30 protein-coding genes are annotated in these 26,300 nt (G+C 54.3%); 2 read left to right on the top strand and 28 right to left on the bottom strand.

Features of this window, described 5'->3' with window-relative positions; translation table 11 throughout:
- Window positions 1–89: 89 nt before the first annotated feature.
- Window positions 90–794 (bottom strand): c-type cytochrome, encoded by a 705-nt coding sequence (locus AC6I6N_RS14815; RefSeq protein WP_199827849.1) that lies wholly within the window; start codon window positions 792–794, stop codon window positions 90–92.
- A 157-nt stretch (window positions 795–951) separates the two neighbouring features.
- Between AC6I6N_RS14815 and yihA the strand changes: the two genes are divergently transcribed.
- Window positions 952–1,575 (top strand): ribosome biogenesis GTP-binding protein YihA/YsxC, encoded by a 624-nt coding sequence (yihA, locus tag AC6I6N_RS14810; protein ID WP_042489383.1) that lies wholly within the window; start codon window positions 952–954, stop codon window positions 1,573–1,575.
- Complete coding sequence (gene hemB / locus AC6I6N_RS14805; protein ID WP_321268391.1) at window positions 1,572–2,591, top strand: porphobilinogen synthase; 1,020 nt, start codon at window positions 1,572–1,574, stop codon at window positions 2,589–2,591. Before yihA ends, hemB begins: the two co-directional genes overlap by 4 nt.
- A gap of 118 nt (window positions 2,592–2,709) precedes the next feature.
- Here hemB and dsbD read toward each other — a convergent pair whose 3' ends face one another.
- From dsbD to AC6I6N_RS14670, 27 genes are all read right to left on the bottom strand, one after another.
- Window positions 2,710–4,635 (bottom strand): protein-disulfide reductase DsbD, encoded by a 1,926-nt coding sequence (dsbD, locus tag AC6I6N_RS14800; RefSeq protein WP_497943591.1) that lies wholly within the window; start codon window positions 4,633–4,635, stop codon window positions 2,710–2,712.
- A gap of 37 nt (window positions 4,636–4,672) precedes the next feature.
- Window positions 4,673–5,059: a divalent-cation tolerance protein CutA gene (gene cutA, locus AC6I6N_RS14795; protein ID WP_108728329.1), complete on the bottom strand. Its 387-nt coding sequence runs from the start codon at window positions 5,057–5,059 to the stop codon at window positions 4,673–4,675.
- 47 nt (window positions 5,060–5,106) lie between these two features.
- The gene (locus tag AC6I6N_RS14790; RefSeq protein ID WP_094198135.1) at window positions 5,107–6,081 is read right to left on the bottom strand and encodes an AraC family transcriptional regulator; all 975 of its coding nucleotides are present in this window, start codon (window positions 6,079–6,081) and stop codon (window positions 5,107–5,109) included.
- Between the two features lie 114 nt (window positions 6,082–6,195).
- Window positions 6,196–6,741 carry a flavin reductase family protein gene (locus AC6I6N_RS14785; protein WP_094198136.1) on the bottom strand — a complete coding sequence of 182 codons (546 nt, stop codon included), beginning with the start codon at window positions 6,739–6,741 and terminating at the stop codon, window positions 6,196–6,198.
- A gap of 122 nt (window positions 6,742–6,863) precedes the next feature.
- Window positions 6,864–7,949 carry an LLM class flavin-dependent oxidoreductase gene (locus tag AC6I6N_RS14780; protein ID WP_094198137.1) on the bottom strand — a complete coding sequence of 362 codons (1,086 nt, stop codon included), beginning with the start codon at window positions 7,947–7,949 and terminating at the stop codon, window positions 6,864–6,866.
- A gap of 487 nt (window positions 7,950–8,436) precedes the next feature.
- Window positions 8,437–8,823 (bottom strand): 50S ribosomal protein L17, encoded by a 387-nt coding sequence (gene rplQ / locus AC6I6N_RS14775; RefSeq protein ID WP_003805334.1) that lies wholly within the window; start codon window positions 8,821–8,823, stop codon window positions 8,437–8,439.
- Window positions 8,824–9,026: 203 nt separating this feature from the next.
- Window positions 9,027–10,010, bottom strand: a complete 984-nt coding sequence (locus AC6I6N_RS14770) for a DNA-directed RNA polymerase subunit alpha (protein ID WP_003805337.1) — start codon at window positions 10,008–10,010, stop codon at window positions 9,027–9,029.
- Between the two features lie 152 nt (window positions 10,011–10,162).
- Window positions 10,163–10,786 (bottom strand): 30S ribosomal protein S4, encoded by a 624-nt coding sequence (gene rpsD / locus AC6I6N_RS14765; RefSeq protein WP_094198138.1) that lies wholly within the window; start codon window positions 10,784–10,786, stop codon window positions 10,163–10,165.
- Between the two features lie 11 nt (window positions 10,787–10,797).
- A complete protein-coding gene (gene rpsK / locus AC6I6N_RS14760; protein ID WP_003805343.1) occupies window positions 10,798–11,196 on the bottom strand; it encodes a 30S ribosomal protein S11 in 399 nt (132 codons plus the stop codon).
- Window positions 11,197–11,210: 14 nt separating this feature from the next.
- Window positions 11,211–11,576, bottom strand: a complete 366-nt coding sequence (gene rpsM / locus AC6I6N_RS14755; protein ID WP_003805346.1) for a 30S ribosomal protein S13 — start codon at window positions 11,574–11,576, stop codon at window positions 11,211–11,213.
- A gap of 36 nt (window positions 11,577–11,612) precedes the next feature.
- Window positions 11,613–11,726, bottom strand: a complete 114-nt coding sequence (rpmJ, locus tag AC6I6N_RS14750) for a 50S ribosomal protein L36 (protein WP_003805360.1) — start codon at window positions 11,724–11,726, stop codon at window positions 11,613–11,615.
- Between the two features lie 32 nt (window positions 11,727–11,758).
- Window positions 11,759–11,977, bottom strand: coding sequence for a translation initiation factor IF-1 (infA, locus tag AC6I6N_RS14745; RefSeq protein ID WP_003805361.1), 219 nt, complete (start codon window positions 11,975–11,977; stop codon window positions 11,759–11,761).
- A 9-nt stretch (window positions 11,978–11,986) separates the two neighbouring features.
- Window positions 11,987–13,312, bottom strand: coding sequence for a preprotein translocase subunit SecY (gene secY / locus AC6I6N_RS14740; RefSeq protein WP_003805363.1), 1,326 nt, complete (start codon window positions 13,310–13,312; stop codon window positions 11,987–11,989).
- Window positions 13,313–13,324: 12 nt separating this feature from the next.
- Window positions 13,325–13,765 (bottom strand): 50S ribosomal protein L15, encoded by a 441-nt coding sequence (gene rplO, locus AC6I6N_RS14735; protein ID WP_094198139.1) that lies wholly within the window; start codon window positions 13,763–13,765, stop codon window positions 13,325–13,327.
- 11 nt (window positions 13,766–13,776) lie between these two features.
- Window positions 13,777–13,962 carry a 50S ribosomal protein L30 gene (rpmD, locus tag AC6I6N_RS14730; RefSeq protein WP_003805366.1) on the bottom strand — a complete coding sequence of 62 codons (186 nt, stop codon included), beginning with the start codon at window positions 13,960–13,962 and terminating at the stop codon, window positions 13,777–13,779.
- Window positions 13,963–13,965: 3 nt separating this feature from the next.
- Window positions 13,966–14,487, bottom strand: a complete 522-nt coding sequence (gene rpsE, locus AC6I6N_RS14725; protein ID WP_003805367.1) for a 30S ribosomal protein S5 — start codon at window positions 14,485–14,487, stop codon at window positions 13,966–13,968.
- 12 nt (window positions 14,488–14,499) lie between these two features.
- Window positions 14,500–14,853 carry a 50S ribosomal protein L18 gene (gene rplR / locus AC6I6N_RS14720; RefSeq protein WP_009459977.1) on the bottom strand — a complete coding sequence of 118 codons (354 nt, stop codon included), beginning with the start codon at window positions 14,851–14,853 and terminating at the stop codon, window positions 14,500–14,502.
- A gap of 21 nt (window positions 14,854–14,874) precedes the next feature.
- The gene (gene rplF, locus AC6I6N_RS14715; RefSeq protein ID WP_094198140.1) at window positions 14,875–15,408 is read right to left on the bottom strand and encodes a 50S ribosomal protein L6; all 534 of its coding nucleotides are present in this window, start codon (window positions 15,406–15,408) and stop codon (window positions 14,875–14,877) included.
- 12 nt (window positions 15,409–15,420) lie between these two features.
- Window positions 15,421–15,816, bottom strand: a complete 396-nt coding sequence (rpsH, locus tag AC6I6N_RS14710) for a 30S ribosomal protein S8 (RefSeq protein ID WP_094198141.1) — start codon at window positions 15,814–15,816, stop codon at window positions 15,421–15,423.
- An 11-nt stretch (window positions 15,817–15,827) separates the two neighbouring features.
- The gene (gene rpsN, locus AC6I6N_RS14705) at window positions 15,828–16,133 is read right to left on the bottom strand and encodes a 30S ribosomal protein S14 (RefSeq protein ID WP_042489405.1); all 306 of its coding nucleotides are present in this window, start codon (window positions 16,131–16,133) and stop codon (window positions 15,828–15,830) included.
- A 10-nt stretch (window positions 16,134–16,143) separates the two neighbouring features.
- A complete protein-coding gene (rplE, locus tag AC6I6N_RS14700; protein ID WP_009459981.1) occupies window positions 16,144–16,683 on the bottom strand; it encodes a 50S ribosomal protein L5 in 540 nt (179 codons plus the stop codon).
- Between the two features lie 12 nt (window positions 16,684–16,695).
- The gene (gene rplX / locus AC6I6N_RS14695; RefSeq protein WP_094198142.1) at window positions 16,696–17,016 is read right to left on the bottom strand and encodes a 50S ribosomal protein L24; all 321 of its coding nucleotides are present in this window, start codon (window positions 17,014–17,016) and stop codon (window positions 16,696–16,698) included.
- A gap of 14 nt (window positions 17,017–17,030) precedes the next feature.
- On the bottom strand, window positions 17,031–17,399 hold the full coding sequence (gene rplN / locus AC6I6N_RS14690; protein WP_003805375.1) for a 50S ribosomal protein L14: 369 nt from the start codon (window positions 17,397–17,399) through the stop codon (window positions 17,031–17,033).
- A 278-nt stretch (window positions 17,400–17,677) separates the two neighbouring features.
- A complete protein-coding gene (locus AC6I6N_RS14685) occupies window positions 17,678–19,618 on the bottom strand; it encodes a bifunctional diguanylate cyclase/phosphodiesterase (protein WP_094198143.1) in 1,941 nt (646 codons plus the stop codon).
- A gap of 101 nt (window positions 19,619–19,719) precedes the next feature.
- Entirely contained in the window at window positions 19,720–20,358 is a 639-nt protein-coding gene (locus tag AC6I6N_RS14680; protein WP_395013983.1) for a transglutaminase-like cysteine peptidase, read from the bottom strand.
- A gap of 421 nt (window positions 20,359–20,779) precedes the next feature.
- On the bottom strand, window positions 20,780–25,414 hold the full coding sequence (locus AC6I6N_RS14675; protein ID WP_497943590.1) for a retention module-containing protein: 4,635 nt from the start codon (window positions 25,412–25,414) through the stop codon (window positions 20,780–20,782).
- Window positions 25,415–25,589: 175 nt separating this feature from the next.
- Window positions 25,590–26,204, bottom strand: a complete 615-nt coding sequence (locus AC6I6N_RS14670; protein WP_094198146.1) for a response regulator transcription factor — start codon at window positions 26,202–26,204, stop codon at window positions 25,590–25,592.
- Window positions 26,205–26,300 lie beyond the last annotated feature (96 nt).

The raw sequence follows: 26,300 nt of genomic DNA, 5'->3' as shown, positions 1-26,300 counted from the left end.
AAACCGCCACAACCATCAAAGGAAGCTGGGGCCACAAGGTGAATGTCAGGCTCTAGGCAGTCAGGGGGCCATTGGCCCCCTTGGACTGATTAACGCAGGCCAGCGGCGAAATCCGACACGGCGGCAATGTCAGCATCCGACATGCGATCGGCAATGTCGTGCATTTCAGCACTATTGGCACGGTCACTGCTACGGAACAGTTTGAGCTGTTCAACAATGTAGCCAGGGTGCTGACCGGCCAGACGAGGATATTGTCCTGGCATGCCAGCACCATCAGGCGAGTGGCAAGCGGCACAGGCAGGAACACCACGCTCGGGCAAACCACCGCGCCAAATCTTCTGGCCGCGTTCCATGGTGTCTTCTTTAGTGGCGTTAGCAGCCTGATCCCAGTTCACAGGCTGTTGGGACAGGTAAAACGCCACGTTCTTCATGTCTTCTTCGGTCATGCCCGCAGCAATGGCTGTCATCAGGCTGTTGGCGCCCTCAGGGCCGCGACGAGAAGGAAGGGACTTTTCATCCTTGGCACGGAAATCGTGTAGCTGCTTGACCAGGTACTCGTACGGCTGGTGAGCCAGCGACGGGTTGACCGGAATAATACTGTTGCCGCCATCCCCGTGACAGGTCACACAGGCCAGCACGCCACGCGACATCTCACCTTGCAGGTAGAGCTGCTCGCCTTTGGCGGCATCTGGCTTGGGCAGACCAGCTGCATGGGCCACGTTAGCGGTAAAAACCACAGAGCAAGCCATCGTCAGGCTGCTTGCGATAACGACTCGGGAAAGCGCACGCTTCATTTGGACCTCGATAATCGCGAATCAATCGGGGTGCCGCATGCGCCCCGCAAAAGCCACCGTAAGCCGCTGGTCAGTACCCAGTGGACTACGACATTACTGTTTCAAATCGAGAGATTATACAATAGGCGCTGAACCAATATGGAATTACGCTGCAACCATGTCGATACTGCACCGCGCTCACTTCACGATTTCAGCTGCTCAGATCGATCAGCTGCCCCCTCCCGGACCTCCCGAGGTCTGTTTTGTGGGGCGCTCCAATGCGGGCAAATCCTCCGCCATCAACGTATTGGCCAACCAACGAAAACTGGCTTTTTCCAGTAAAACGCCGGGACGAACACGCCTGATCAATATGTTCGGTATTCCCGATCCGCTCTCGCCAGGCGACTTTCTGGGCCACCTGGTGGACTTGCCCGGCTATGGCTACGCTGCCGTGGCCCGCCACGAAAAGCAGGACTGGGCCGAAATTCTGGGCGATTACCTGGCCACCCGCCCCTCGATTGCCGGCATTGTGTTGCTAATCGACATCCGACGCGGCGTGACCGACCTGGATATGCGTCTGGCCGATTGGATTGCGCCTACCGGCAAACCCGTACTGGCGCTTTTGACCAAAGCCGACAAACTGCCTTATGGTCAACGCATCAAGGCGGTGGCCGAAGTGCGTCGCCAACTCCGAGAAATTGGCGCCCTGCATGCGCTGCCCTTCTCTTCCACTGATCGTATCGGTTTGCCCGAAGCGACCGAATGCATCGAAAACTGGATTTCTCCGAAGGTTGTTCCATGACTCGTTTTATTCCTCCTGCCGACTTTCCTAATACTCGCTTGCGCCGTAACCGCCGCGACGAGTTTTCCCGCCGTCTGGTGCGCGAAAACCGCCTGTCCACAGACGACCTGATCTACCCGGTCTTTGTGCGTGAAGGCGAGAAAGTTCAGGAGCAAGTCGGCTCCATGCCAGGCGTCATGCGCTATTCGCCAGACGAACTGATGCGCGTGGCCGAACAGTGTCTGGAGCTGGGCATCCCTGTGCTGTCCCTGTTCCCTTCCATCGACCCGTCCCTGAAAACGCCGGATGGCAGCGAAGCCGCCAACCCCAACGGCCTGATTCCCCGCGTCGTGGGCATGCTCAAGCAGCAATTCCCAGAGCTGGGCGTACTCACTGACGTGGCGCTGGACCCCTACACCAGCCACGGCCAGGACGGCATTCTGGACAATGACGGCCACATCCTGAACGAAGAAACCGTTGCCATGCTGATCCGTCAGGCCCAGACCCAAGCTCAGGCGGGCGTGGATATTGTGGCCCCCAGCGACATGATGGACGGCCGTATCGGCTCCATCCGCGCCGCTTTGGACAAGGACCAGTTCATCCACACCCGCATCATGGCGTACTCGGCCAAGTACGCCAGTGCCTTCTACGGCCCCTTCCGCGACGCGGTGGGTTCGGCTGCCAATCTGGGGCGTTCCAACAAGAACACCTATCAGATGGATCCAGCCAACCGTAACGAAGCTCTGCGTGAGGTGGCCGCCGACATCCGTGAAGGCGCCGATATGGTCATGGTCAAACCTGGCCTGCCTTACCTGGACATCCTGCGTGACGTGAAAGACGCCTTTGGCATGCCGACCTACGCCTACCAAGTCAGTGGCGAGTACGCGATGATCAAGGCCGCTGCGCAGAACGGTTGGCTCGATCACGACAAGGTCATGATGGAGTCTCTGCTGGCCTTCAAACGGGCTGGTGGCGATGGCATTCTGACCTATTTCGCCATCGAAGCGGCCAAGCTGATGCGCGAACAGAACTGCTGATTCATATCAATCAGAATGCAAAAAACGCAGCCCGTGAGCTGCGTTTTTTGTTGTGTGTACGCGACGATGTACCGTCTGTTAGACCCTGATAAGCCCGGTTTCGGGCAAATCAGAAACGTCAGGCACCGGCCAAAGCCTCGTCGAGCACCGTGGAGAAGCGACTGGCATCCTGAAAACCGATCACGCGCAGTTGTTCCAATTGTTTCCCCTTGGAATCAAAAAACATGATGCCGGGAGGGCCGAACAGGCGGAAATGTTTGAGCAGTTCACGATCCTCTGGCGTATTGGCGGTGACATCCACCTGCAGCAATTCAAACTGCGCCATGCGTTGCGCAACAGAGGGATCACTAAAGGTGAAGTTCTCCATTTCAATGCAGGACACACACCAGTCTGCGTAGAAGTCCAACATCACGGGGCGTGTGGTCTTGGCCAGACGCTCCTCCAACTCCTGCAGCGTCAGCACGCGCTGAAACTCCACCTTGTTTTGCGCAGCGGCCACCGTACCGGACGATTTCAGCCCTTCCAAAGGACGAATCACGCTGGGACGACCCAAGGCAATGCTGATCATCATCATGATGGCCCAGACCGCCAGCATCATGCCCACACCCTGTCGTAAACCCGACCAAGGTGTACGTGCAGCCGTGCCGCGCCCGAACGCTCCCAGCAAGGCAGCCGCCCACAAGGCCAGGACAACCCAGCCAAAAACGGCAATCGTGCCCGACATCAAGGGCGAGACCATCCACCAGGCCGTCGCCAACAGCAACACACCAAAAGCGGTTTTGACGCTTTCCATCCAGGCACCCGCCTTGGGCAACACACTGCCCGAACCCGCACCCACAATCAGCAACAAGACGCCCGACCCCCAGGCCAAGGCAAACAGAGCCGAGCCGCCCAGGACCACATCACCCGTCTGCGAGATAAACAGCAGCACGCCAGCCAGCGGTGCCGCAACACAAGGGCCAACAATCAAGGCAGACAGCATGCCCATCAGGAATACGCCGCCCAGTTGCCCGCCCGGCAAGCGATTCATTGTTTCGTTCAAGCGATTTTGCAGCGCCGCCGGAGCCTGAACCGTAAACACGTCCAACATGGACAAGGCCAACACCACCAGAATCAGGGCGAACAGACCCAAGACCCACGGATTCTGCAACCAGCTTGCCAAGCCCGCACCCAGCAAGCCTGCTGCCACGCCCAGCAGGGTGTAGACCAGGGACAAGCCCAGCACAAAGGCAAAGGCCATTTTCAGGCCGTGCCAGCGCGATGGCGCAGGCTGATTACGTCCAGCAATGATGGACAGCAAAATCGGCACCATCGGCAGGACGCAAGGCGTAAAGGACAGCAGCAAGCCGAACACAAAGCTCAGCAACACAATCTGGCCCCAGCCAGCCTGCTTGAGGTAATCGGCCAGGCCCACATCACTCAGGTTCAGCGCCGACGCGACACCGCCTGTAGTGGCGGCTGTAGTCGTAGCAGCCGTTGCTGCCGTGTCTGTTTTCTGAGCCGTGGACTCACCCGGCGCAGGCACCGACACCACACCAAAAGGGCCCGCCACTTCCCAGCCCTGTCCGGTCGGGATCAAGGTCAAGGTTTGCGTTGAGGGGGAATAGCACAGGCCAGCATCGGCGCAACCCTGGCTGACCACATTAATTTTCAGATCCTGGCCCGTACCGCTATCGGCCAGGACAGGCACGCGCAGGGTGACCGAGTTTCGATAGACCTCCATCACTTCATCAAAGGTCGGGTCATACACCTTTTCGCCATCGGGAAGCTGGGGACTGCCCAGATGCTCAGCCTTCTCGGTCGAGACCCCGAAACGCTTGCGATACATATAGTATTCAGGCGCAATCTGAAAATGGATGTCCAGTTGGTCGGGCTGGCTCATGGCCGCGGTCAGCACAAAAGCCTGTTCCGGGTCCAGAAACTCTTCTTCTGCCTGCGCCGTCAACGGCATTGCCAGCCAGGCCAGCATCAGGACAAAGAAAACAGCAAACCACGCGCCAAGACGCTGGGCAGAAAACGGGGAACGCTTCAAAGACAAAGACACAAATCTATTCCGGTTTTTTAGGCTGGGCTATCTGCGATCAGGCAGGACGGGTCTGGGTGCGAGCCCAATCCAGATAAGCGGTGAAACCACCAACAACCGGAAGCACAATCAATTCAGGCAGATCGTAAGGATGCTGCTCGCGCAAGCGATCTGCCAGTTCCGGTAGCCGGGCCACTGTGGTTTTGAAAGTCAGCGTAATTTCCTCATCGCCCTGTAACTCCCCTTGCCACATGTACATAGACAAGCTAGCAGGCGCAAGGTTCGCACAAGCGGCAATTCCATCCTCAACCAAGTGATGAGCCAGGTATTTGGCCAGCATCATATCGGGCACGGTGGTCTGCGCCAGTACTACTTGCTGCGCATCCATATCGGGCAGGGTCAAAGCCAGATTGGGTTTGGAACTGGAGGAATTCTCAGAGGACATGCAGGGCTCCTAATCAGAGCCCTTAGTGTAGCGCCGGATGCCTGTGCTTAAACGCTGGATCGAGGTCGACTCAAGCCGCTTAATGTTTCAGAGGGGCGCTCGCCATAGCTATGCCGGTAGTCGGCCGAGAACTGCCCCAAGTGGGTAAAGCCACAAGCCAGGGCTACCTCGGTGACCGACATGCCACCTTGCTGCAAATATTGTCGGGCGGCTTTCAAACGCATCTGTTTCAAACGCGCCATCGGTGCGACACCTAGATGCTCCCGAAACCCGGCATATAGGCTACGCACGCTGACACCTGCCGCCTGCGCAATATCGCCAATGGTGATGGGCTGGCCGGTCTGGCTTTCCATGAAGTCCAGGGCACGCCGCAAAACATGCGGCAAGACGGCCGCTGTTTTGTGAGAAGGTTGATTGTGCTGATGCAGCTCGAACAAAGCGTAGATCAACGTCTGCTCGAACTGGCGCACCTGACGGGGTTGATCAAACAAGGTGCCATCCGACACTTCGGCAAACTGCCAGTCCAGCAAACGGCGCAAGCTGGCCCCACCGGGCGCATCCAACGGGATGGAGGGCTGAAACTCCAGCGGACCGCGCACAGGTTGCGCAAAATAATCCTGATAATGGCGCTCCAACCCTTGACGTCCAATACGCACAAACAGCTTATCGGCCTCCAGGCTATGTTCCATGCTGAAGGCTTGAGTCGGGCTAATGATGGAAGCCAGGCGCGAGGTCGACGCGAAACGCCCATGCGCCGTATGAATCTGCTCTTGTCCCGACAGGGGGATTTGCAAGAGATAGAAGTCGTCCAGTGGCTGAGGCGCAATCTGCACCTGCGCCCCATAGCGCAAACGACCATAGGCCACATCCTGGCCTTGGCGTAGAGACAGGCGTGCATTCAGACGCTGACGGGTATCGGCCAAAGTCAGGCTATGCGGGCAGAAAACCTGGGAGATATAGTGCTGAACGCAGTCCACATCCTGCGAATGCAGCTGGGCATAGCGATTCAGTATGGTGGTCATGAGCGTCGCAACAAGCGATAAAAAAAGCTGTACCTTAGTGTGGCACAGCCTCTTGCACTGCAACATCGAGACAATCCCTAGGCCGCCCGGGCCAGGGACGGCAATCCCGATGAGTTACTGACCCTGAAAGCGGCCAAAGCGTCCTTGCCAGTACAGCAAGGGCGAATCCTGTTCCTGCTCGGCATGGTGTACCTGCAACACACGCCCCAATACCAAGGCGTGGCTATGACGCTCAATCACTTCCACAATCTGACAGGCCAAAGCAGCGGGCGCCTGTCGGGCAAGCCAGATGCCGTGCTCAGTACGCAGCCAGTCGTGTCCAGCGTAACGCGCATCGCCTTGCTCGCCTTTGAAACCGGCAAATTGCAAAGCCATGCCCGCCTGCTCAACACCCAGGATATTTACCCCAAACAGACCGCTATCACGCATCAAAGGCCAGGACGAGGAGCTTTGATTCACGCAGACCAGCACCTCTGCGGGATCTGCGGCTACCGAAGTGACCGAAGTCGCGGTCAGGCCGCTGCGCTGACCCTGGTGTTCGACCGTAATCACATTAGCCGTACCCCCCAGATGGCGCATAGCAAGTTTGAACTGCTCGGCAGAAACTCCAGGCGCGTATAGCGCTTGGTCTGTCGGCAAGGAAGCCAATTCCACAGGCATGATTCACCTTTTCTAATCTTATGGGCAGCACAGTCATCGGGACGATGCTGCCTGTGTGGCGTACGTGAACTGGCTATCCCCCTGGGCAAGCCAAAGCCTGCCCGATAGCCAGAAAATCGCTCTTAGCGAATGCCACGCTGCTGCAACAAAGGCAGCACAGTATCACGGAAATAAGGGAATTCCTTTACATAGTCCACAAAGGACAAGGTTGTTCCCCGGAAACCGGCTTCGTGCAGAGCACACAAACCGTCAGCCACTTGCTCGGGTGTACCCACCAGCGGGAAACCACCGTGGCCCGCCGCCATGCGTTCACGGATTTGCTCCAGCAGCTCGTGCGGGAAAGAATGAGCGTGGGCAAACTGCAAATTCATCAAATTATCCACGGCACCATTGTCGATATTGGCCATGATGCGTTCCCACTCGGCCTGGGCCTCGGCTTGCGTAGGACGGCACACAACGTGCGAGAAGGTCATCACATCGACTTTGCGACCTTGCGCTTGGCCCTGCGCCTTGAGCTCGGCCACTTCTTTCCTGGAGCGCTCCAGCTCCATGGCGGGCGTGAACAGGAAGTTGGCATTGCGGCTGGCAAACTCACGGCCTTGACCGGAACCGGCGGCGTTAAAGATAGGCGGATCAAATTCAGGACGAGGATTGCCGTAAACACCCTTGGCCTGGAAATATTTGCCATCCCAATCGAAACGGCCATCGTGGTGCCAGATTTTCTTGATCAGGTCGAACCATTCTTGCGCATAGCCGTAACGGGTTTCATGATCATCAGGCAGCTTCACACCCAAAGCGTCATACTCAGGCTTGTTCCAGCCGGCCACGATATTCAAACCGACCCGGTTGCCGCTCATCTGGGCCATGGTGGCGAGCTGCTTGGCAATCACCACAGGGTGGTTAGCAACCGTGTGCACAGTGGCAAACACGCTGATATTGCGAGTATTGGCCAGCAAGGCAGTCGCCCAGGTGACGGTTTCCAGCACGTAACCGTGGAAATCGGTTTCGCCACCGTAACCAATCCAACGGGCGATAGGCAACATGAAGTCAATACCGGCATCGTCCAGCAGCTTGCCCAGCTTCAGATTGTTTTCCCACGTAGCCTGCCAGCGATCGGGCAAGGTTGATACCGTCATGCCACCACCGCAATTGGTGGCAAAGGTTCCCAGCAGAAACTTATCGTGTGTGAGCAATGTATTCTGTGCCATCGCCAGTCTCCTGAAAATCGTTGTTCTTTACAGCTCACCACCATGGCGAAGCTGACATAGCGCAGATTTTAGGGAGCGGCCCTAAGGCCCACTATCGGATCACTGCCGCTTTTATCAAATGCCTGCAATTATTTGAACTTTAAAGCTCTACAGGTCAGAAAACCTAGTAAAAACCCTTATATAACAGCGCCTTGTTGTTTTTTTTGAGCTGTTTTTAACAGTCAAAGCACCCTGCTTTACGCCTTTTCACTGTGCTGAATGGAGCCCACATTCTGGCTCAAACCCGCGCTTGGACCTATATAAGGGGTAGGCTTGGCACCCGGCCTGGGGAGCAGGCAAAACGACGGTGAGAAACAAGATCAGCAGCAACAAGGTGAGGACCTTTCCAAAAACGCCTAGCCCTTGATGAACAAGACCATACCGCCGCCAATAAAAAAACGGACTCCTGAGAGTCCGTTTTCAATACTACGAGAGAAACAAGCAGCGCTTATTCAGCAGCGGCTTCTTCCTGAACTTCTGGACGATCCACCAGCTCCATGAATGCCATAGGAGCATTGTCACCCTGACGGAAACCCATTTTCAGGATGCGGGTGTAGCCGCCGTTACGCTCTTGGTAACGTGGGCCGAAAACTTCAAACAGCTTGGTCACTGCATCGCGGTCGCGCAGACGGGCGAAAGCCAGACGACGGTTTGCCAAGGTTGGGTTTTTAGCCAAAGTGATCAGGGGCTCAACCACGCGACGCAGCTCTTTAGCTTTAGGCAGTGTGGTTTTGATGGCTTCGTGAGTCAGCAGGGACACGGACATGTTGCGGAACATGGCCAAACGGTGGCTGCTGGTACGATTCAGTTTACGTAGACCGTGACGGTGACGCATGATGATTTTCCTAAATAATGAATCTAATTGGCACGCCGCTTATGCGGCATGCGTAAATCTGGTTCTTCTATCAGCTAGGCTGCGGACCAGATGGACAGCGCAAAACAATAGCACATTTTCAGCCGCCACTCACACTTTTTGCAGGTGTACAACACCAGAAAAAGTGTAAGTGGCGTCCAAGAAACGTCTGTCTTGCTGACTACTTATGGACGCTCAAGACCCAGTGGTGGCCAGTTTTCGAGCTTCATGCCCAAAGTCAGACCACGTGCAGCCAACACTTCCTTGATTTCGTTCAAGGACTTGCGGCCCAGGTTTGGAGTCTTCAACAGTTCGTTTTCGGTACGCTGGATCAGATCGCCGATGTAGTAGATATTTTCGGCTTTCAGGCAGTTTGCGGAACGAACGGTCAATTCCAGATCGTCGACAGGACGCAACAACACAGGATCGATCTGTGGTGCGCCACGTACTGGAGCTTCGTAGGCATCGCCCACACCTTCCAGAGCAGCAAACACGGAGATTTGATCCATCAGGATGCGAGCGGACTGGCGAACAGCTTCCTCGGGCGAGATCACGCCGTTGGTTTCGATGTCCAGAACCAGCTTGTCCAGGTCAGTACGCTGTTCCACACGGGCGTTTTCGACCGCGTAGCTAACCCGACGCACAGGGCTGTAGGACGCGTCCAGCACGATACGACCGATCGTGTGGGTGCGGTCATCAGCCAGAGCACGAACGTTACCAGGCACGTAGCCACGGCCTTGCTCAACCTTGATCTGCATTTCCAGCTTGCCGTCATCGGTCAAGGTGGCAATCACATGATTGGGGTTGATGATTTCAACGTCGTGCGGCAATTCGATGTCGCTAGCCAACACCTGGCCGGCGCCTTCTTTGCGCAGGATCAGGGTAACTTCTTCACGGCTATGCAGCTTGAATACCACGCCCTTGAGGTTCATCAAGATATCAACCACGTCCTCACCCACACCTGGCAGTGTGGAGTATTCGTGCACCACACCGGTGATCTGCACTTCAGTCGGTGCATAGCCGGTCATGGAGGACAGCAAAATACGACGCAGTGCGTTGCCCAGAGTGTGGCCGTAGCCGCGCTCGAAAGGCTCCATGATCACCTTGGCGTGATTTTTGCTGATTGGTTCGACTTCAATGGAACGGGGTTTCAAAAAACCTTGAGACATTCGATTTCCTTTTCAATACCCTCGGCTCGTTACACCGATAAGGCTGACGGAAACTGGCCTAAGCCAGCAGAAAGTATCGCAAAGCCCACTTGCCGAAAAACGGGAAGTGGGCTTGCTTTACTGCATTGTGTAAGCGGTCTTCGCGTAAAAGATTAACGCGAGTACAACTCAACAACCAGCGATTCGTTAACGTCTTGAGCGACGTCAGCGCGATCGGGAACTTGCTTGAAGACGCCGGACAGCTTGGCAGCGTCAACTTCCACCCACTGAGGCAAGCCAATGCCAGTTGCCAGATCCAGGGATTCCTTGATACGGCCTTGGGATTTAGCTTTTTCGCGGACGGCAACAACGTCACCAGCCTTGATCAGCATGGAAGCGATGTCAGCGGTATGACCGTTGACTTCGATAGCACGGTGGTTAACCAGCTGGCGAGCTTCAGCACGTGTAGAGCCGAAACCCATGCGGTAAACCACGTTGTCCAGACGCGATTCCAACAATTGAATCAGCGTTTCACCGGTGTTGCCACGGCGGCGGTCAGCTTCAACGTAGTATTTGCGGAACTGCTTTTCCAGCACGCCGTACATACGCTTGAGCTTTTGCTTTTCGCGCAGCTGCAGACCGAAGTCAGACGTACGAGCACCGGAGGTGCGGCCGTGCTGACCAGGTCGCGATTCCAGTTTGCACTTGGAATCCAGCGAGCGACGGGCGCTCTTCAAAAACAGATCGGTACCCTCGCGACGCGAGAGCTTGCATTTTGGTCCAATATAACGAGCCACTTCGCTTCCCCTTAGATGCGACGACGCTTGGGCGGACGGCAGCCGTTATGCGGAACCGGTGTGATGTCTGCAATGCTGGTGATCTTGATACCCAGAGCATTCAGAGCACGCACAGACGATTCACGGCCTGGACCGGGGCCCTTGATGCGAACTTCAAGATTTTTAATACCGTATTCCATGGCAGTACGGCCGGCTGTTTCAGCGGCAACCTGCGCGGCAAACGGCGTGGATTTACGAGAGCCTTTAAAGCCCGCGCCACCCGACGTAGCCCAGGACAATGCGTTGCCCTGACGGTCAGTAATGGTGATGATCGTGTTGTTAAAAGAAGCGTGGACGTGAGCAATCCCGTCCGACACGCTTTTTTTGACTTTCTTGCGTGCGCGTGAAGCGCTGCTAGAAGCTTTGGCCATCTTCTATTCCTCGATTATTTCTTCAGGGACGCGGCGGCACGACGCGGACCTTTACGGGTGCGAGCGTTAGTGCGTGTACGTTGGCCGCGCACTGGCAGACCGCGACGATGACGCATGCCACGGTAAGTTCCCAAGTCAGCCAAACGCTTGATCGAGAGCTGAACTTCACGACGCAGGTCACCTTCTACAGTGAACAAGCCGATCTGTTCGCGAATGCGCTCGAGTTCCGCGTCGGTCAGATCTTTGACCTTCTTGGAGTATTCAATACCCGATGCTTCGCAAATCTTGCGAGCGCGGGTGCGACCGATGCCGAAAATCGCGGTAAGACCGATTTCGGCGTGTTGATGCGGCGGGATGTTAATGCCGGCAATACGGGCCATGGTTATTCCTTGTTAAATCGGTTGCGTTTCGGCAACTTAGCCTTGACGCTGCTTATGACGTGGATCGGTGCAGATGACACGCACCACGCCATGACGTTTAATGATTTTGCAGTTGCGGCAGATCCGCTTTACTGATGCCATTACCTTCATGGTTTGACTCCTAGTTTCCTGTAACCGGCCGCTTATTTGGAGCGGAACACAATTCGTGCTCGGGATAGATCATAGGGCGTGAGCTCCACAGTGACCTTATCGCCCGGCAGAATCCGGATATAGTGCATACGCATTTTGCCTGAAATGTATCCGAGCACTACGTGACCATTTTCCAGCTTGACGCGAAAAGTTGCGTTGGGAAGGTTCTCAAGAACCTGTCCCTGCATTTGAATGACGTCGTCCTTTGCCATTTTCGTGAATTACCGCATCGGCAAGCTCGAGCCTTTGAAGTTAGCCTTCTTGAGCAGCGAGTCATATTGTTGTGACATGACATAGGCCTGAGCCTGCGCCATGAAGTCCATGGTTACTACAACAATAATCAGCAAGGAAGTGCCGCCAAAATAAAACGGTACATTCCAGCGCATTTGCAAGAACTCTGGGACCAGACACACCAAGGTAATGTAGATCGCACCGGCCAATGTCAAACGCATCAAGATCTTGTCGATATAACGCGCTGTCTGATCACCGGGACGAATACCTGGTACGAAAGCTCCACTCTTTTTCAGGTTGTCTGCAGTTTCGCGGCTGTTAAACACCAGGGCCGTGTAGAAAAAGCAGAACAAAATGATCAGCGCGGAGAACAAAGTAATGTAAAGCGGCTGACGCGGCGACAAAGCAGCCTCGATTTCACGCAACCAACCCAGACCGGGTGTGCTGGAGAACCAATTAGCAATTGTCGCTGGCAACAGAATAATGGACGAAGCGAAGATCGGAGGGATCACGCCAGCCATGTTCAGTTTCAGCGGCAAATGCGAGCTTTGACCACCATAGATACGGTTACCTACTTGCCGTTTGGCGTAGTTGACCGTAATACGACGCTGACCACGCTCGACAAAGACGACGAAGTACGTGACGGCGGCTACTAAAACGAGGATAAACAGTGCCGATAGAATCGACATGGAATCCGTACGCACCAGATCAAGCATGCCGCCCAAAGCATTGGGCAAACCCGCTACGATACCGGCGAAGATCAGGATGGAAATACCATTACCCAATCCACGTTCAGTGATTTGTTCACCCAGCCACATGACGAACATGGTGCCAGTGACCAGTGTTACCACTGTCGTGAAGCGAAACAGCATCCCTGGGTCGATAACCAGACCGGGCTGCGATTCTAGAGCGATGGAAATCCCAACTCCCTGGAACAAAGCCAAAAAGACCGTTCCGTAACGGGTGTATTGCGTGATCTTGCGACGACCCGACTCACCCTCTTTCTTGATTGCTTCCAGCGTGGGCACCACAGCGGTCATCAATTGCATGATGATGGACGCAGAGATGTAGGGCATGATTCCCAGTGCGAACACTGAGAATCGCTCTAAAGCACCACCGGAGAACATGTTAAACAAACCCAGAATACCACTCTGGTTTTGAGTAAACAGTTCGGACAAGGCATCAGGATTGATGCCTGGTACCGGAATGTGCGTACCCAAGCGGTAGACAATCAGGGCGAGCAACAGGAAAACGAGACGACGTTTCAAATCGCCGTAGCGCGGACCCGACTTACTCTGTGCCTGAGCTTTTGCCACCGTGACCCCTTTTTATTCCAGCGAGCCGCCGGCTGCTTCGATCACGGCGCGAGCGCCGGCCGTTGCATTAATGCCTTTCAGCGCAACTTTACGGGAAAGTTCACCGGACTTGATGACTTTAGCGTAACGCACCATTTGGCCAACCACGCCAGCCTGCTTCAGTGCCTGGACGTCGATAACTTCGGCATCCATTTTTTGCAGTTCGGACAGACGTACTTCTGCGTACAGGTGGTCGTCCAGGGTGGTGAAACCACGCTTGGGCAAACGACGTTGCAAAGGCATTTGACCGCCTTCGAAACCGACTTTATGAAAACCACCCGAGCGGGATTTTTGGCCTTTATGACCACGTCCGCCGGTTTTGCCCAAGCCGGAACCGACACCGCGACCAACACGACGTGCTGCGTGTTTGGCGCCAGCGGCGGGCTTGAGATTGTTCAATTGCAATTCAGACATCCCGATTCCTTTCAGGCTTCCGAGACCGTAACCAGATAATCCACCTTGCGGATCATCCCACGAACCTCAGGAGTATCAACCAATACACGGCTGGTGTTGACTCGGCGCAGACCCAGGCCGCGAACGGTGTCGCGGTGGCTTTGCTTAGTACCGATGACCGAACGCACCAACGTAACTTTGATTTGTTTCTGTGCCATGACTTACCCCAGAATTTCTTCAACTGTCTTGCCGCGCTTGGCAGCAATGTCAGCCGGTGTCGAGCAAGCACGCAAGCCGTTCAAAGTAGCGCGAACCATGTTGTATGGGTTGCTGGAACCCAGGCTCTTGGCTACGACGTTGCGCACGCCCATCACTTCGAAGATAGCGCGCATTGGGCCACCGGCGATAACGCCAGTACCTTCAGCGGCGGGCGAGATCAGAACGGTAGCTGCACCGTGCTTACCCACTACGGTGTGATGCAAAGTGCCGTTTTTCAGAGGCACTTTGATCAGACCGCGACGGGCCTGTTCCATTGCCTTTTGAACAGCAACGGGTACTTCGCGGGCTTTGCCCTTACCCATGCCGATACGACCATCGCCATCACCGACTACGGCCAGCGAAGCAAAGCTCATGGTGCGACCACCTTTAACGACTTTGCTGACGCGGTTGACCGCAATCATCTTTTCTTTCAGGCCGTCATCGCGCTCTTGCTCTGGAGCCTGTCTGCCTTGTGCTTTAGCCATTTGATAATTCCTTTAGAATTTCAAGCCGGCTTCACGCGCGGCCTCGGCCAGCGCTTTCACGCGGCCATGGTAACGGAAGCCCGAGCGGTCAAAAGCAACCGTCTCGATGCCCGCAGCCTTCGCCTTTTCGGCGACGCGCTTGCCAACCAGGCTGGCTGCCGCTACGTTGCTGCCAACGGCCAATTCTTTGCGAACTTCGGTCTCGACAGTGGAAGCACTGACCAGAACGCGGTCGCCTTCGGGCGAGATGATGCTCGCGTAAATATGCGTATTCGTGCGATGCACCGACAGGCGGTGTACGCGCAGTTCGGCGATCTTGCGGCGAGTAGCCACTGCACGACGCATACGGGATTGTTTCTTGTCCATGATTCGTCCTTGCCTGCGGGCTTATTTCTTCTTGGTTTCCTTGAGGATGACGCGTTCGCCGACATAACGTACACCCTTGCCTTTGTAAGGCTCTGGTGGACGATAGCCACGAATTTCAGCGGCAACCTGACCAACCACCTGCTTGTTCGAACCCTTGATCACGACTTCCGTCGGAGTTGGGCACTCGGCTTTGATGCCTTCAGGCAGGTCGTGCACGATGTCGTGCGAGAAACCCAGTTGCAACTTCAAGGCATTACCCTGGACGGAGGCACGGAAACCCACGCCAACCAGACTCAGCTTGCGTTCGAAACCGGCGCTCACGCCAACAACCATGTTGTTGACCAGTTGGCGCACGGTGCCGGACATTGCGTTTGCGTGACGAGTTTCGTTCGCAGCAGCAAAAGACAGCTGACCGTCTTGAAGTTCAATGGTGACGTCGCCAGTCAGAGTTTGAACCAAAGTGCCCAGAGGGCCTTTGACCGTGATCTGATCAGCGGCAATAGTCGTTTCTACGCCCTTGGGCAGGGAAACGGGATACTTAGCGATACGTGACATATGATGTTCTCCTTATGCCACGTAGCACAGCACTTCGCCACCGACGCCAGCTGCACGCGCCTTGCGATCGGTCATCACGCCGCGAGACGTGGACACGATGGCAACACCCAAGCCGTTCATGACTTGAGGGATGCTTGTGCTGCCTTTGTAGATGCGCAGTCCAGGACGCGAAACGCGGTCGATGCGCTCGATGACTGGCTGGCCGGCATAGTATTTCAGGGTGACTTCCAGCTCTGGCTTGGCTTTTTCGCCAACGATGCGGAAATCTTCGATGTAGCCTTCGTCTTTCAGCACAGCAGCAATAGCTGCTTTCAGCTTCGAGGAGGGCATGCTAACCGATGTCTTGTTGACCATTTGCGCGTTACGCACGCGGGTCAACATATCGGCGATTGGATCGCTCATGCTCATGTGTATTTCTCCTACCAGCTGGCCTTGGTCATACCGGGGATCTCGCCGCGCATTGCCATTTCGCGCACTTTATGGCGAGTCAAACCGAATTTCTTGAAAACACCACGAGGGCGACCGGTGATAACGCAGCGGTTGCGTTGACGGGTCGGGTTCGCGTTGCGTGGCAATTGTTGCAACTGCAAACGAGCCTCGTAGCGCTCTTCGTCAGACTTGGACTGGTCGTCAATAGTCGCTTTCAGTGCTGCACGCTTGGCGGCGAATTTCTCAGCCAGCTTGGCGCGCTTGATGTCGCGATTGATGAGGGAAAGTTTAGCCACGTTGCGCCCCTTAGTTGCGGAACGGGAAGCTGAACGCGCTAAGCAGCGCCTTGGCCTCTTCGTCCGTCTTGGCAGAAGTAGTGATGCTGATGTTCAGACCACGCACTGCGTCGATTTTGTCGTACTCGATTTCAGGGAAAATGATTTGCTCTTTAACCCCCATGTTGTAGTTGCCACGGCCGTCAAACGCACGACCCGACACACCACGGAAGTCACGAACGCGTGGCAGAGCCACAGCGACCAGACGATCCAGGAATTCGTACATGCGTTGACCGCGCAGGGTCACCATACAACCGATCGGGTAATCTTCGCGAATCTTGAAACCGGCAATAGCTTTGCGGGTTTTCGTGATAACGGGCTTTTGACCAGCAATTTTGGTCATGTCCGATACCGCATTCTCGATAATCTTCTTGTCAGCAACCGCTTCCGAGACACCCATGTTCAGAGTGATCTTGGTGATGCGGGGTACTTCCATGATGCTCTTGTACTCGAACTGCTTTTGCAGGTCGGCAACCACTTTTTCGCGGTAGAACTCTTGTAAACGTGCCATGTTATCCGCCCCTTAAGCCTTGGCGCCAACGGCCTTGCCGCTGGAACGATAAACACGCGTTTTCTCGCCGTCGATCACCTGGATACCAACACGGTCGCCCTTGCCGGTTTCTGGGTTGAACAGCGCAACGTTCGAGATGTGGATAGGCATGGTCTTATCGACAATACCACCCTGCGTGCCAGCCATAGGATTGGCTTTAACGTGTTTTTTGACTACGTTGATGCCTTCCACGATAACGTGGTCTGCATCGACGCGTTGCAGCACTGTGCCACGGCGTTTTTTATCACGGCCAGTCAGCACAATAACTTCGTCGCCTTTACGAATTTTTTGCATTTTTTTCGCGCTCCTTACAGCACTTCGGGAGCCAAGGACACGATCTTCATGAACTTCTCGGTACGCAGTTCACGCGTAACGGGTCCGAAGATACGGGTGCCGATGGGTTCCAGCTTGGCATTGAGCAATACGGCGGCATTGCCACCGAAACGAATCAGCGAACCGTCTTTACGGCGCACGCCCTTAGCGGTACGAACCACTACAGCGTTGTAGATTTCGCCTTTTTTGACGCGTCCGCGCGGGGCCGCTTCTTTAACGGTAACTTTGATGATGTCACCAATTGCGGCATAACGGCGCTTCGAGCCGCCCAGCACCTTGATGCACATTACGGAACGCGCACCTGTGTTGTCGGCCACGTCCAGCGTGGTCTGCATTTGAATCATGATTTTTCCTGTTCCAACTTAATTGCAACGATCCAGCCAAAATGACTGGGTCACACAACCAGTTTTGGTCCCGTCAGATTCGGATCCAGCCAGTTCGATACCGTAAACCCGATCTCGATCTGGTCCGGCAAGCCGAACCCTAGGTTGAAATCTTGCGAGAGACAAAACGTTGTATTACCAACTTCAATCCGGATAGGCGTCTAAGCCTCTCCGGTCAAAATAAAGAGGTAAGCCACATATACTAGCAAATAAGCCCCAGAAAAACAAGGATTTATTTGCTAAGGCCTTGGCGTGACGGCGTTTTCGCGCAACAACGCATCCAACTGGGCGCTATTGCTGGTTCGCGTTACCCGCCGCAAACCAATCCCCAACTCCCGCAGGCTTTGCAGGAACGCGGTCAGCAAGTGCCGTCCTCCCACTTCAGTCTGCAAAGTTTGGGCTCGCTCATCGTCCAGGACAATATATTTGAGCGCCATCACATGGAGCCACAGAATCGATTCGGGCTGTTCCAGAACACGACGCAGACCAAATTGCACACCCAAGGGACGCAATGTATCCACAAAAGCGACCGTTTCGACATCGTATTCGCTCAGACAGTAAGCATCCAGTTCAATAATCAAACGTTGAGCCTTGTCACCAGCTTTGGCCAGAACCTCGGCCACCTGATCCGCAAAGCCGGGCTTGATCACCGAGGCCCAGGAGACGCGAACACTCAAACTGCCCTCATTGCTGGCCAGCCAGTCACTCGCCAGTTCCATCGTGCGCAAGTCACACAGCCCTGACAGACCCAGACGCACCGCCACCGGAATGAATAAATAGGCCGGTAAACTGGCCTGACCTTGCTGCTCAGGCAACAAATTCAAGGTTGCATCGTAAATCTGACCAGCCTGACCCCACACCTCGACGCCCGGTTTCACATTCAATTCAATGCGGCCTTGCTCCAGACCGCGCTCAATACGCGAATGCCATTCCTGCTCGCCAATGGACGATCCCGCCTCGGAATGGACGCCTTCGGAGGGACGGTACTCCACCTCCTGGTGCCCTGCCCCTTCAGCACGCATCAACGCATTGTCCAAACGCGTCATCACGGCGCTAAGCGTGTCCTGTCCTTCGTAGTTCGTCATCGCCATCGACCAGCGGCACAGACTGCCATCGGGCAGGGGCTGGCGCAGTTCCTGCAAAGCGTTACGCAACTCCTGCGCAAAACCCATCACCTGAGGACCCGTCTGGCCCTGGAGCAGCACAATAAAGTCAGAGCCATTCAGGCGGGCCAGATTGCCTGAGTCCATGCCATTTTTCTGCAATAGTTCAATACAGCGCTGGGTGATCAACTTCAACCAGGCATCCACCGCATCGCGCGACAAAGACGTATTCAATGGCAGTAAGTCCCGCTGACGGAACAGGAGCACATGGCCACCTTCTTCCTGCTGAAGAACCTGACGGAACAGGTTCACGAAATATTTGCGGTTAGCCAGGCCCGTTACCGGATCACAGTTCAACTCCAACTGCAGCTGCTCGATTCGGGCGTTTTGCTCCTGGCTACTGACACGGATGCGTCTTCGCACGGTGCTTAAGGTATGTGTCACGGCTTCCAGCTCGGGAATCGTGCGTACTTTTTTGCGGCTGGGTACAGATTCACTTTGATCCATCTGCTGCAACTCGAACTGCACGTGTTCGCGCAAGGCACGACGCAACCAGGCCATGACCATCAAGACAAACACACCCCAGGCTATTCCAGCGCCCAACACCAGCAAGGTCACGCGCACAAAGCTTTTCCACAAACTGGCACGGGCGTATTCGTCAGCGGGTTTTACCTCAATAGTGCCGATCTGGTTCCAGCCGTTGCTGACATGAGCCGAGGCCACAGGCACCTCAATCGGCAAGGAGTTGGCAAACCACGCAGGCGAAGATCCAGTGAGCTCCTTTTCTTGTTGAGTGCTACGCTCCACCAAGATCGTACCGGAGGTGTCAGCAAAACGAATACGCTCAAATTGCCCGGTATCGTACAGAGCAGCAATCAGCAGCTCTTGGGTCACCGGATCCTGGTTGCTGGGTTGGGACAAGGTCAAGGCCAGCGAAGTCGCGGCCGACTCACCCTGAGCCTGCAACTGACTGCTCAAGTATTGCCTTGCCGAGTCAACGCTGAACCACAGCGTGCCAATCAAGATAGCAAGAATCGCGCACGAGACACTTAGCAGGAGCTGTTTAAGTAAAGACATAACGCTTCCGTATATTCCATAAATTCTGGTCTAGCCCACCCAGCAAGGGTGTCCTGAGAGCTGTTTCCGATCAGGGTTCAAGCCCTGGGGCCGGTACATCATCAAGGAACAAACCCTTCCTTACGCATTTTTTCCAGCAAACCACGCCAGCGGCTGATACTGTCTACCGAACCTTTCTGGGCGTTACCCACATACACCCCTTGGGAATTGAAGCTGAACACGGGGGTCAAATCAGGACGCTGGCTGGCGGGACGAATCGAGCCACTTAAATTATCCAGCAATAAAGGCTCGGACTGCGGTGTGGGGTAGTAGCCCAGCACCATGTGCGCAATACTTTGGCCACCTACTTGTGCCCGTACATAAATCAATCTTAATTTTTCATTGGGCACACCCAGGTGTAACAAGGAAAAATATTTGCCAATCACAAAATCCTCGCAATCGGCCGCCATTTTGCCCAGCGTTTCAATCGGTGTTGCCCAATAATCCAACTGCCCCCAGATGTGAATATCCTCACCAGCCATCGCATTCGCGTTCCAGAAATCGTTGACGACATCCAGTTGGCGGCGCTCGCTTTGCCCGCGGGCGGAGTCCAGGTTAACGATCCAGCGATCTACAGCATTTCCAGCACGGGCGCCAAAGCGGGAGACGGCAGTCTGGCGAATCTTGCTTGCCTCGAATTGCAAGGCTGGCACCGACAAAGGCAGCCACACCAAAACAAGCAGCGCAATCAACGCTAGCAGCGCAACCCTAGATCGAAGAAAAAGGCGTAGCCAGGCAAAAGACAAGAGCACGTCAATCCCAAATAAGCAAACCCTTATAACGGCCTTATAGCGTGCCTATTTAGTAGGCGCTTGGCAATCGGCAAAGTGCCTGAATCCTCTATATAGAGAGCAGGCTGTTAAACAGTCTCGAATCACCATCCCTGCAAAAAGAAACAGCTGGTCTGCAAAACCGCAGAGCCACCGCCTACCAGCCCAGCTTGGCCAGCCGTCCTACCGCATGCACCCTCTTTCCAACGACACATCACGATCATAATCACAAATACCAAGCACCCACTATTGGCGCTGACGACAAGCTGCAAACATAAAAAAACCCCACAAACTCAAAAAGGTTTGTGGGGTTCGGACACTACCCACAGGTAGTGCCTATTCGGTGAACAGCTTAGAAATCAGAAGACTTCAAAGTACCGTCTTTCAGCGAGTTGGCGATCTGAGCGGCCTTCTCTGCGTCAAAGTCGATGTTGTCCAGAATGATCTTCTGATCGATCTGGCCATTCCCTTGAGAGCTGATACCGATTTCCATCTTGCCACTGTCGGACTCTTTTACGGACAAGTACTTGCTCAGGTTGGCATCGCTACCGTCATAACCACTTAACAGATCGCTAATGTCCAAGGTGTCTTCACCAGCCGCACCAAAGTCCATCACACGATCTACAGCAGGCTTGGCAACACTACCCTGGTCTCCGGCATTCCACTGGAAGGTGTCATTGCCAGCACCACCGAACAGGATGTCGTCACCAGCACCACCGATCAATGTGTCGTTACCACCCTGACCATACAAGATGTCGTTACCACTACCGCCATCCAGGGTGTCATTACCACCACGGGTGTCACCAGCCACATTGAAGGCTTCGTGATTTCCCTTGATGTAGGCGTACAAGTCGGTGTTGCTTGGAGCAGACCCATTCTTGAGTTCAAGGAATACCTCCAGCGCCTTCAAGCCGGCTCCATCGGGCAAGTCAGCAGGACGACCGCCTGGGATTTCATGCCATGGCAAGACATCACCATCGGTATTAATCGCATCACCAAAGATGATGTCGTTACCGTCACCACCCAATACAGTGTCATCACCCACATCCAGCAACTCGCTGCTGCTCGAACCACCCTGCAAGGCAGCAGCCAAGTCTTCAGCGGTATGCACGATGTCAGGTGTGCCGGCAGGGCCAGACACCCAGCGTCCCTGCCAGGACCACTTACCTTCTTGCACCCAGACATCCTTATCACCGATAGAAGATGTGTCATCGAAGAACTGCAGATAGTCTTGGGCCACACCGCTGCCAATACCGATACCATGCACCGCGCTCAAATCGCTTAAAGCCTCAAACGCGTCGATCGACTGCTCCATAATCGTAGCAGTTGTCGAACTGCCGCTTCCTTTAACCTGCTGACCATCCATGTAATACGTTGGATTGCCGTCGGTCAGGAAATAAGTCAGATTTTCAAACTGGGCACCAGTAGTCTGCTTAGCAGCTTGTTCATTAAACCATTTCACGGTTTCATTAAAGGCAGCCTCATAGTTCGTACCCTCATACGCGCTCAGATTGTTAAGAGCATTAATCAAAATATGCACATTATCTGTGGTGAGATTATCCAGCTTCACTACTGAGGTAGCTGTTTGGGCAAAATCAACCAACACCACATTTACGATGCCATCGTGGTCCTTCAAATCCTCGGCCAGATTCTTCAAGGCATTGATAGCCAACTGCATACGGGTCAGACCTGGAGTACCAGATTCATTTGCCATACTGCCGGACGTATCTACCACCAATGCAATGTTGTAGTTCTTACCGGGCTCAACATTCGTAACCGTGCCGCCTACGTCGGCCAGAATAATGTCATCACCCTGACTGCCCTGCAGCGTGCCACCACTGTTGTCACCATCATAGACTTCACCGTGGTGCAGCGTGAGGCTGACAGGAACCTGGACATCCTCAAAGTTTCCGTCCACCGCTACTACCTTGGCAGTCAGATCTTTAGTGCCATCGGTTGTCACCGTCACCGAACCTTTGCCATTTCTGTCCAGCGTTACCTCGTAGGCCTGACCGTCGATTTCTACCGTTGCCGTCGGGAAGGTAGTCTCAAAGTCATACTTGCTAGGATCAGGCGGATTCGAGGTTTCGATATCAAACACAACCTCGGATTCCATGCCAGGAATACTGGATGCATCATCATTGATCACCTCTTTGTAGGAGATGGAATGCACCAGATAATCATCAGTCGGTCCAGGTGCCGTGAACTCTGCTTTCGTAAAGTTTAGTCCACTGCCGGGTTCAAACGTGTATGCCAAATCGACTTTGTCTGAGCCGCCTGCTACCCGTTCGGTCTTGGTCACATCACCATTTGCATCGTAATACGTAACCAAGGCTTGGGTGTTGGAGCCACCACCAGAAATGATGGCCCAGCCAACTGAATTACCCGCTGCATCAAAGAACTCAACCTTCGCTTTTTCAGAATTGGCTCTCCAGGCAAACTGAACATCAAAGGACTTAACCTCATTGTTGAATTCAACCGTGAGAGTCTCCCCATAGCCAAGCTCTTTGTCGTCGCCATTCCCAGCCTGTCCAGACACACCAAAGCCATCATGGTCCGTACCTGTCACTGTAGAGACATTGGTCGCCTGGCCAGTTGTATCTGTAGCCGTCACGGTAAAGCTGTCAGTGTTCCCGACATTACCCACATCAATTGTCGAGGTCTTAGTGACCGTTGCCTTAATGCTGACCGTCGTTGGGTCAAAGTCATCCACAATGACGGTACTTGCAGAATCCTGAGTACCCACAGACAGATGATCAAACGCATCATTAGCGTCCACAACGCCCGTAATCTCTACCTGCAAGCCCTCATTAGGCTCTTTGTAAACGTCATCTACCGTATTAACAGTAAATTCTGTTTCGGACGTCCCGCCCTGAATAGTCACACTATCAGGCAAGGTGCCGGTATCGCCCGCATTGGCGGCAGCGCCACTCCAATCAAGAGTCACATCGATACTTTGACCTGCTGGCACTGTGACCGCATTGCCCGCACCATCGACTAACTGCACGGTATAACGCAGCTCCCCACCCTCAGATACGCTGTTTTGATCAACACTAATCACGGCGTAAACAAAGCTTGTATCGACGATCAGAGCGTCGGCCTCCAAGGTGCCTTCATGGGCATTGATCACCTCGGTGATCTCAACCGTGAAGTCCTCAGGACCTTCATAGACCTTGTCATCGGCCGTCACCACACGCAGCTGTAAGCCGCCGTTGGCAGGCACTTCATACTCCGCATTCGGATCCACATCGACCCAGTTGCCAGCAGCATCCTGAACCTGCAACGTACCCACGAAGTCATCCGCATCGGCCTTGCCGTCCAGGCTCAAGCCCAGCTTGACCTTGGCCACCTGATCCGTGTCACCACCGTCACGGCTGACCGTGAACGTACCGGCCTCACCTTCGGTGATGTCCGTCTGGTTAGCCACGATATTGACCGTCGCCAACTCATCATCATCCTTGCCGTCATTATTGCGGTCATCAACAATTGTGCCTGTACCTTCACCCTGGACTTTATCAACAGGGGTACCGTTCTGTGTCTCGCCTTCTTGCGTAACAGTCAAGGTGAAGTCTTCTTCACCTTCAAAAACATCATCGTCTTTAGTATCTACAGTTACCGTGACGTCAGTGACACCGGGAGGCAGTGTGAAACTGTATGTGCCATCACTATTTTGTGTGACAGGCACCGTATCACCATTGGGCAATTGCACAACAGGGGGCTGATCAAGAGCTATATCGCCATCGTCCGTGGAGCCATGCCCCAATTGCAGCGTAACCGTGGTCTCGTTGTCGACTGGTTTACCAAAATTCACGTTGAAGATACCCGAACCTCCCTCACTGATGACCGTGTCGGACACAGTAATCGCAGGTACATCGTTATCTTCAACGGTAGTCGTTACCGGATCGCCGTACTCAACCTTCTCGTAGTTGCCGCCCGTGCTGCTCTCAATCCCGACATTTTCCGGGATATTGCCTTGCACCGTCCCATCATCAGGACGAGCTGGATACGTGACAGAACCGCTAGTCTCACCTTCTTTGATGATAATTTCCTGACCATTAGTCAGTTTAATCACCAAGTCTCCGCCTTGCGGAGGATTTTCAACTGTTGCGGTAATGGTGATGTCCTCACCTTCTACAACCGTATCGGGGCCTTCCAAAGTAATTTTTGTAGCATCATCATCGTCCGTGATGGTGCTGCTGGATGTACTGCTCGTATCCAGATTCTCGTAGTTACCGCCCGTTGTCGTGCTGATACCAATATCCTCGGGACGATCGCCTTGTGTGTAAGCATCATCTGGATAAGGATTATCAACAAGCACCCGGCCTTCCGTACTGCCAACCGGAATCGTAATAGTGCTGCCATTGGTCAGCGTGATGATCAGATCTTGCCCAGTAACTGGGTTATCGACGCGCGCAATGATTTCAAATGGCTCGCCTTCCGTGACTCGCTCTGGTGTTTCCAATGTCACAGTCGATGTGCCTGCAACGAGAGTTGGGTCCGTCTCATCGCCACCACCACCGCCAAAACGAGGCAATTCTGTGCCTAATACGCCTGGTTTGGGATACTCCAGGGCTAATGGTCGGGTTGTCTCAACAATACTGACCAAACGCACAAAACTACTTCCGCCCTCTCCGCCACCCGTCAGCACAGCAGCGGTAGGATCTAACTGTTCAAATGGGTCATTACCCGCTTCCAGTGCTGCCAGTACTGCAGCAATCGCTGGATCATCAGGATTGGTCAGAACGGCCACAGCAGGATCGACATCCGTCTGGGCAATATCGTCACTCAGCAAGAATTCCCGATTATCAGAAATGGTCATAGGCGGCCCGCCAGGAATCTCGAGCTCGACAAATGCGCCTGTTTCGGTAGTGATCTCAGCGTTTACGGGAACACGCATTCCCTCTTTGAGCGCTACTTTTGAGCCATCGCTGGTACGCATCCATGCTGTACCTTCAACGCGTGTCACTAAAACAGTATCCAGTGCCATAATTGTCTGATTCCTAAAAAAGACCGTCGCAATGCGACCATCTGAAATTGGCTTTCTTTGGTATGAGAATAGCGAGTTGATCTGCTATGTGATATTGGCGCTGCCGCCAGTTCGCCGCTTTACTTGCGATTCTTTACGCAAGTTGACAATGCAGGACTGGACGGCCCAAACAGGCTTATGAAATGCCGTGTACTTTTAGCGCCAACATTAAACGATCAGTTACACCAAGCTTTTCAAAAATAGCTTGAAGGTGGGCACGCACTGTTCGTTCAGTAATGCCAAGATCCTGGGCAATCAATTGATTGGAGTGCCCCAACGAGGCGCGTTGCGCCACCTCGATTTCACGGCTGGTCAAGTTGCTTTCCCAACCCGTGCGAATTTCCAAGTGACGAGTCACGTCACTGAGCAGGCGACTCAGCAAAGACTCTCCCACCCAAACCTGGCCCGAGGCCACGTGCTCCAACACTTGCTCCAGCAGAGCCGACGAGCTGTACGCGTGAATATAAGCTCGGGCGCCCAACGCCAATACGGCTTGCCCTTCAGAGTCGACAGGCCGAGGGCTGGCGACCACCACCTTCATCCCTTTTACTGCCTGTACCCATTGCGGGTGATTCCATAACGCAAGCGCACTGTCAATGACGACAAGCTCACGATGTTGCTGTTTCCACCGTAACAAATCCTCCATACCTCGCCCTCGGGCAGGCAAGTAGGTTACGGAATTCTGGTGACTCCAATGCTGCCACAAGGCTTCATCGTTCGTCAGAAATAAAACCGAATTTACTTGTCGCATACCGCTTTTCCCTTACTGGTAACACGAGCTAAAAAGCCATCAGCTCTGAGGCTGACGTGGGATTATTTATCCTCTATCGTCAGCACTACTCCCCCC

This window comes from Alcaligenes sp. LTN-3, from assembly GCF_059735605.1.
This window is presented reverse-complemented; position numbering and strand designations above follow the sequence as displayed.

What these genes read in the sequence shown, in the direction of transcription:
- AC6I6N_RS14815 (WP_199827849.1), bottom strand. Translation starts at nt 794, where the DNA reads ATGAAGCGTGCGCTTTCCCGAGTCGTTATCGCAAGCAGCCTGACGATG.
- yihA (WP_042489383.1), top strand. Translation starts at nt 952, where the DNA reads ATGTCGATACTGCACCGCGCTCACTTCACGATTTCAGCTGCTCAGATC.
- hemB (WP_321268391.1), top strand. Translation starts at nt 1,572, where the DNA reads ATGACTCGTTTTATTCCTCCTGCCGACTTTCCTAATACTCGCTTGCGC.
- cutA (WP_108728329.1), bottom strand. Translation starts at nt 5,059, where the DNA reads ATGTCCTCTGAGAATTCCTCCAGTTCCAAACCCAATCTGGCTTTGACC.
- AC6I6N_RS14790 (WP_094198135.1), bottom strand. Translation starts at nt 6,081, where the DNA reads ATGACCACCATACTGAATCGCTATGCCCAGCTGCATTCGCAGGATGTG.
- AC6I6N_RS14785 (WP_094198136.1), bottom strand. Translation starts at nt 6,741, where the DNA reads ATGCCTGTGGAATTGGCTTCCTTGCCGACAGACCAAGCGCTATACGCG.
- AC6I6N_RS14780 (WP_094198137.1), bottom strand. Translation starts at nt 7,949, where the DNA reads ATGGCACAGAATACATTGCTCACACACGATAAGTTTCTGCTGGGAACC.
- rplQ (WP_003805334.1), bottom strand. Translation starts at nt 8,823, where the DNA reads ATGCGTCACCGTCACGGTCTACGTAAACTGAATCGTACCAGCAGCCAC.
- AC6I6N_RS14770 (WP_003805337.1), bottom strand. Translation starts at nt 10,010, where the DNA reads ATGTCTCAAGGTTTTTTGAAACCCCGTTCCATTGAAGTCGAACCAATC.
- rpsK (WP_003805343.1), bottom strand. Translation starts at nt 11,196, where the DNA reads ATGGCCAAAGCTTCTAGCAGCGCTTCACGCGCACGCAAGAAAGTCAAA.
- rpsM (WP_003805346.1), bottom strand. Translation starts at nt 11,576, where the DNA reads ATGGCCCGTATTGCCGGCATTAACATCCCGCCGCATCAACACGCCGAA.
- rpmJ (WP_003805360.1), bottom strand. Translation starts at nt 11,726, where the DNA reads ATGAAGGTAATGGCATCAGTAAAGCGGATCTGCCGCAACTGCAAAATC.
- infA (WP_003805361.1), bottom strand. Translation starts at nt 11,977, where the DNA reads ATGGCAAAGGACGACGTCATTCAAATGCAGGGACAGGTTCTTGAGAAC.
- rplO (WP_094198139.1), bottom strand. Translation starts at nt 13,765, where the DNA reads ATGTCTGAATTGCAATTGAACAATCTCAAGCCCGCCGCTGGCGCCAAA.
- rpmD (WP_003805366.1), bottom strand. Translation starts at nt 13,962, where the DNA reads ATGGCACAGAAACAAATCAAAGTTACGTTGGTGCGTTCGGTCATCGGT.
- rpsE (WP_003805367.1), bottom strand. Translation starts at nt 14,487, where the DNA reads ATGGCTAAAGCACAAGGCAGACAGGCTCCAGAGCAAGAGCGCGATGAC.
- rplR (WP_009459977.1), bottom strand. Translation starts at nt 14,853, where the DNA reads ATGGACAAGAAACAATCCCGTATGCGTCGTGCAGTGGCTACTCGCCGC.
- rplF (WP_094198140.1), bottom strand. Translation starts at nt 15,408, where the DNA reads ATGTCACGTATCGCTAAGTATCCCGTTTCCCTGCCCAAGGGCGTAGAA.
- rpsH (WP_094198141.1), bottom strand. Translation starts at nt 15,816, where the DNA reads ATGAGCATGAGCGATCCAATCGCCGATATGTTGACCCGCGTGCGTAAC.
- rplE (WP_009459981.1), bottom strand. Translation starts at nt 16,683, where the DNA reads ATGGCACGTTTACAAGAGTTCTACCGCGAAAAAGTGGTTGCCGACCTG.
- rplX (WP_094198142.1), bottom strand. Translation starts at nt 17,016, where the DNA reads ATGCAAAAAATTCGTAAAGGCGACGAAGTTATTGTGCTGACTGGCCGT.
- rplN (WP_003805375.1), bottom strand. Translation starts at nt 17,399, where the DNA reads ATGATTCAAATGCAGACCACGCTGGACGTGGCCGACAACACAGGTGCG.
- AC6I6N_RS14685 (WP_094198143.1), bottom strand. Translation starts at nt 19,618, where the DNA reads ATGTCTTTACTTAAACAGCTCCTGCTAAGTGTCTCGTGCGCGATTCTT.
- AC6I6N_RS14675 (WP_497943590.1), bottom strand. Translation starts at nt 25,414, where the DNA reads ATGGCACTGGATACTGTTTTAGTGACACGCGTTGAAGGTACAGCATGG.
- AC6I6N_RS14670 (WP_094198146.1), bottom strand. Translation starts at nt 26,204, where the DNA reads ATGCGACAAGTAAATTCGGTTTTATTTCTGACGAACGATGAAGCCTTG.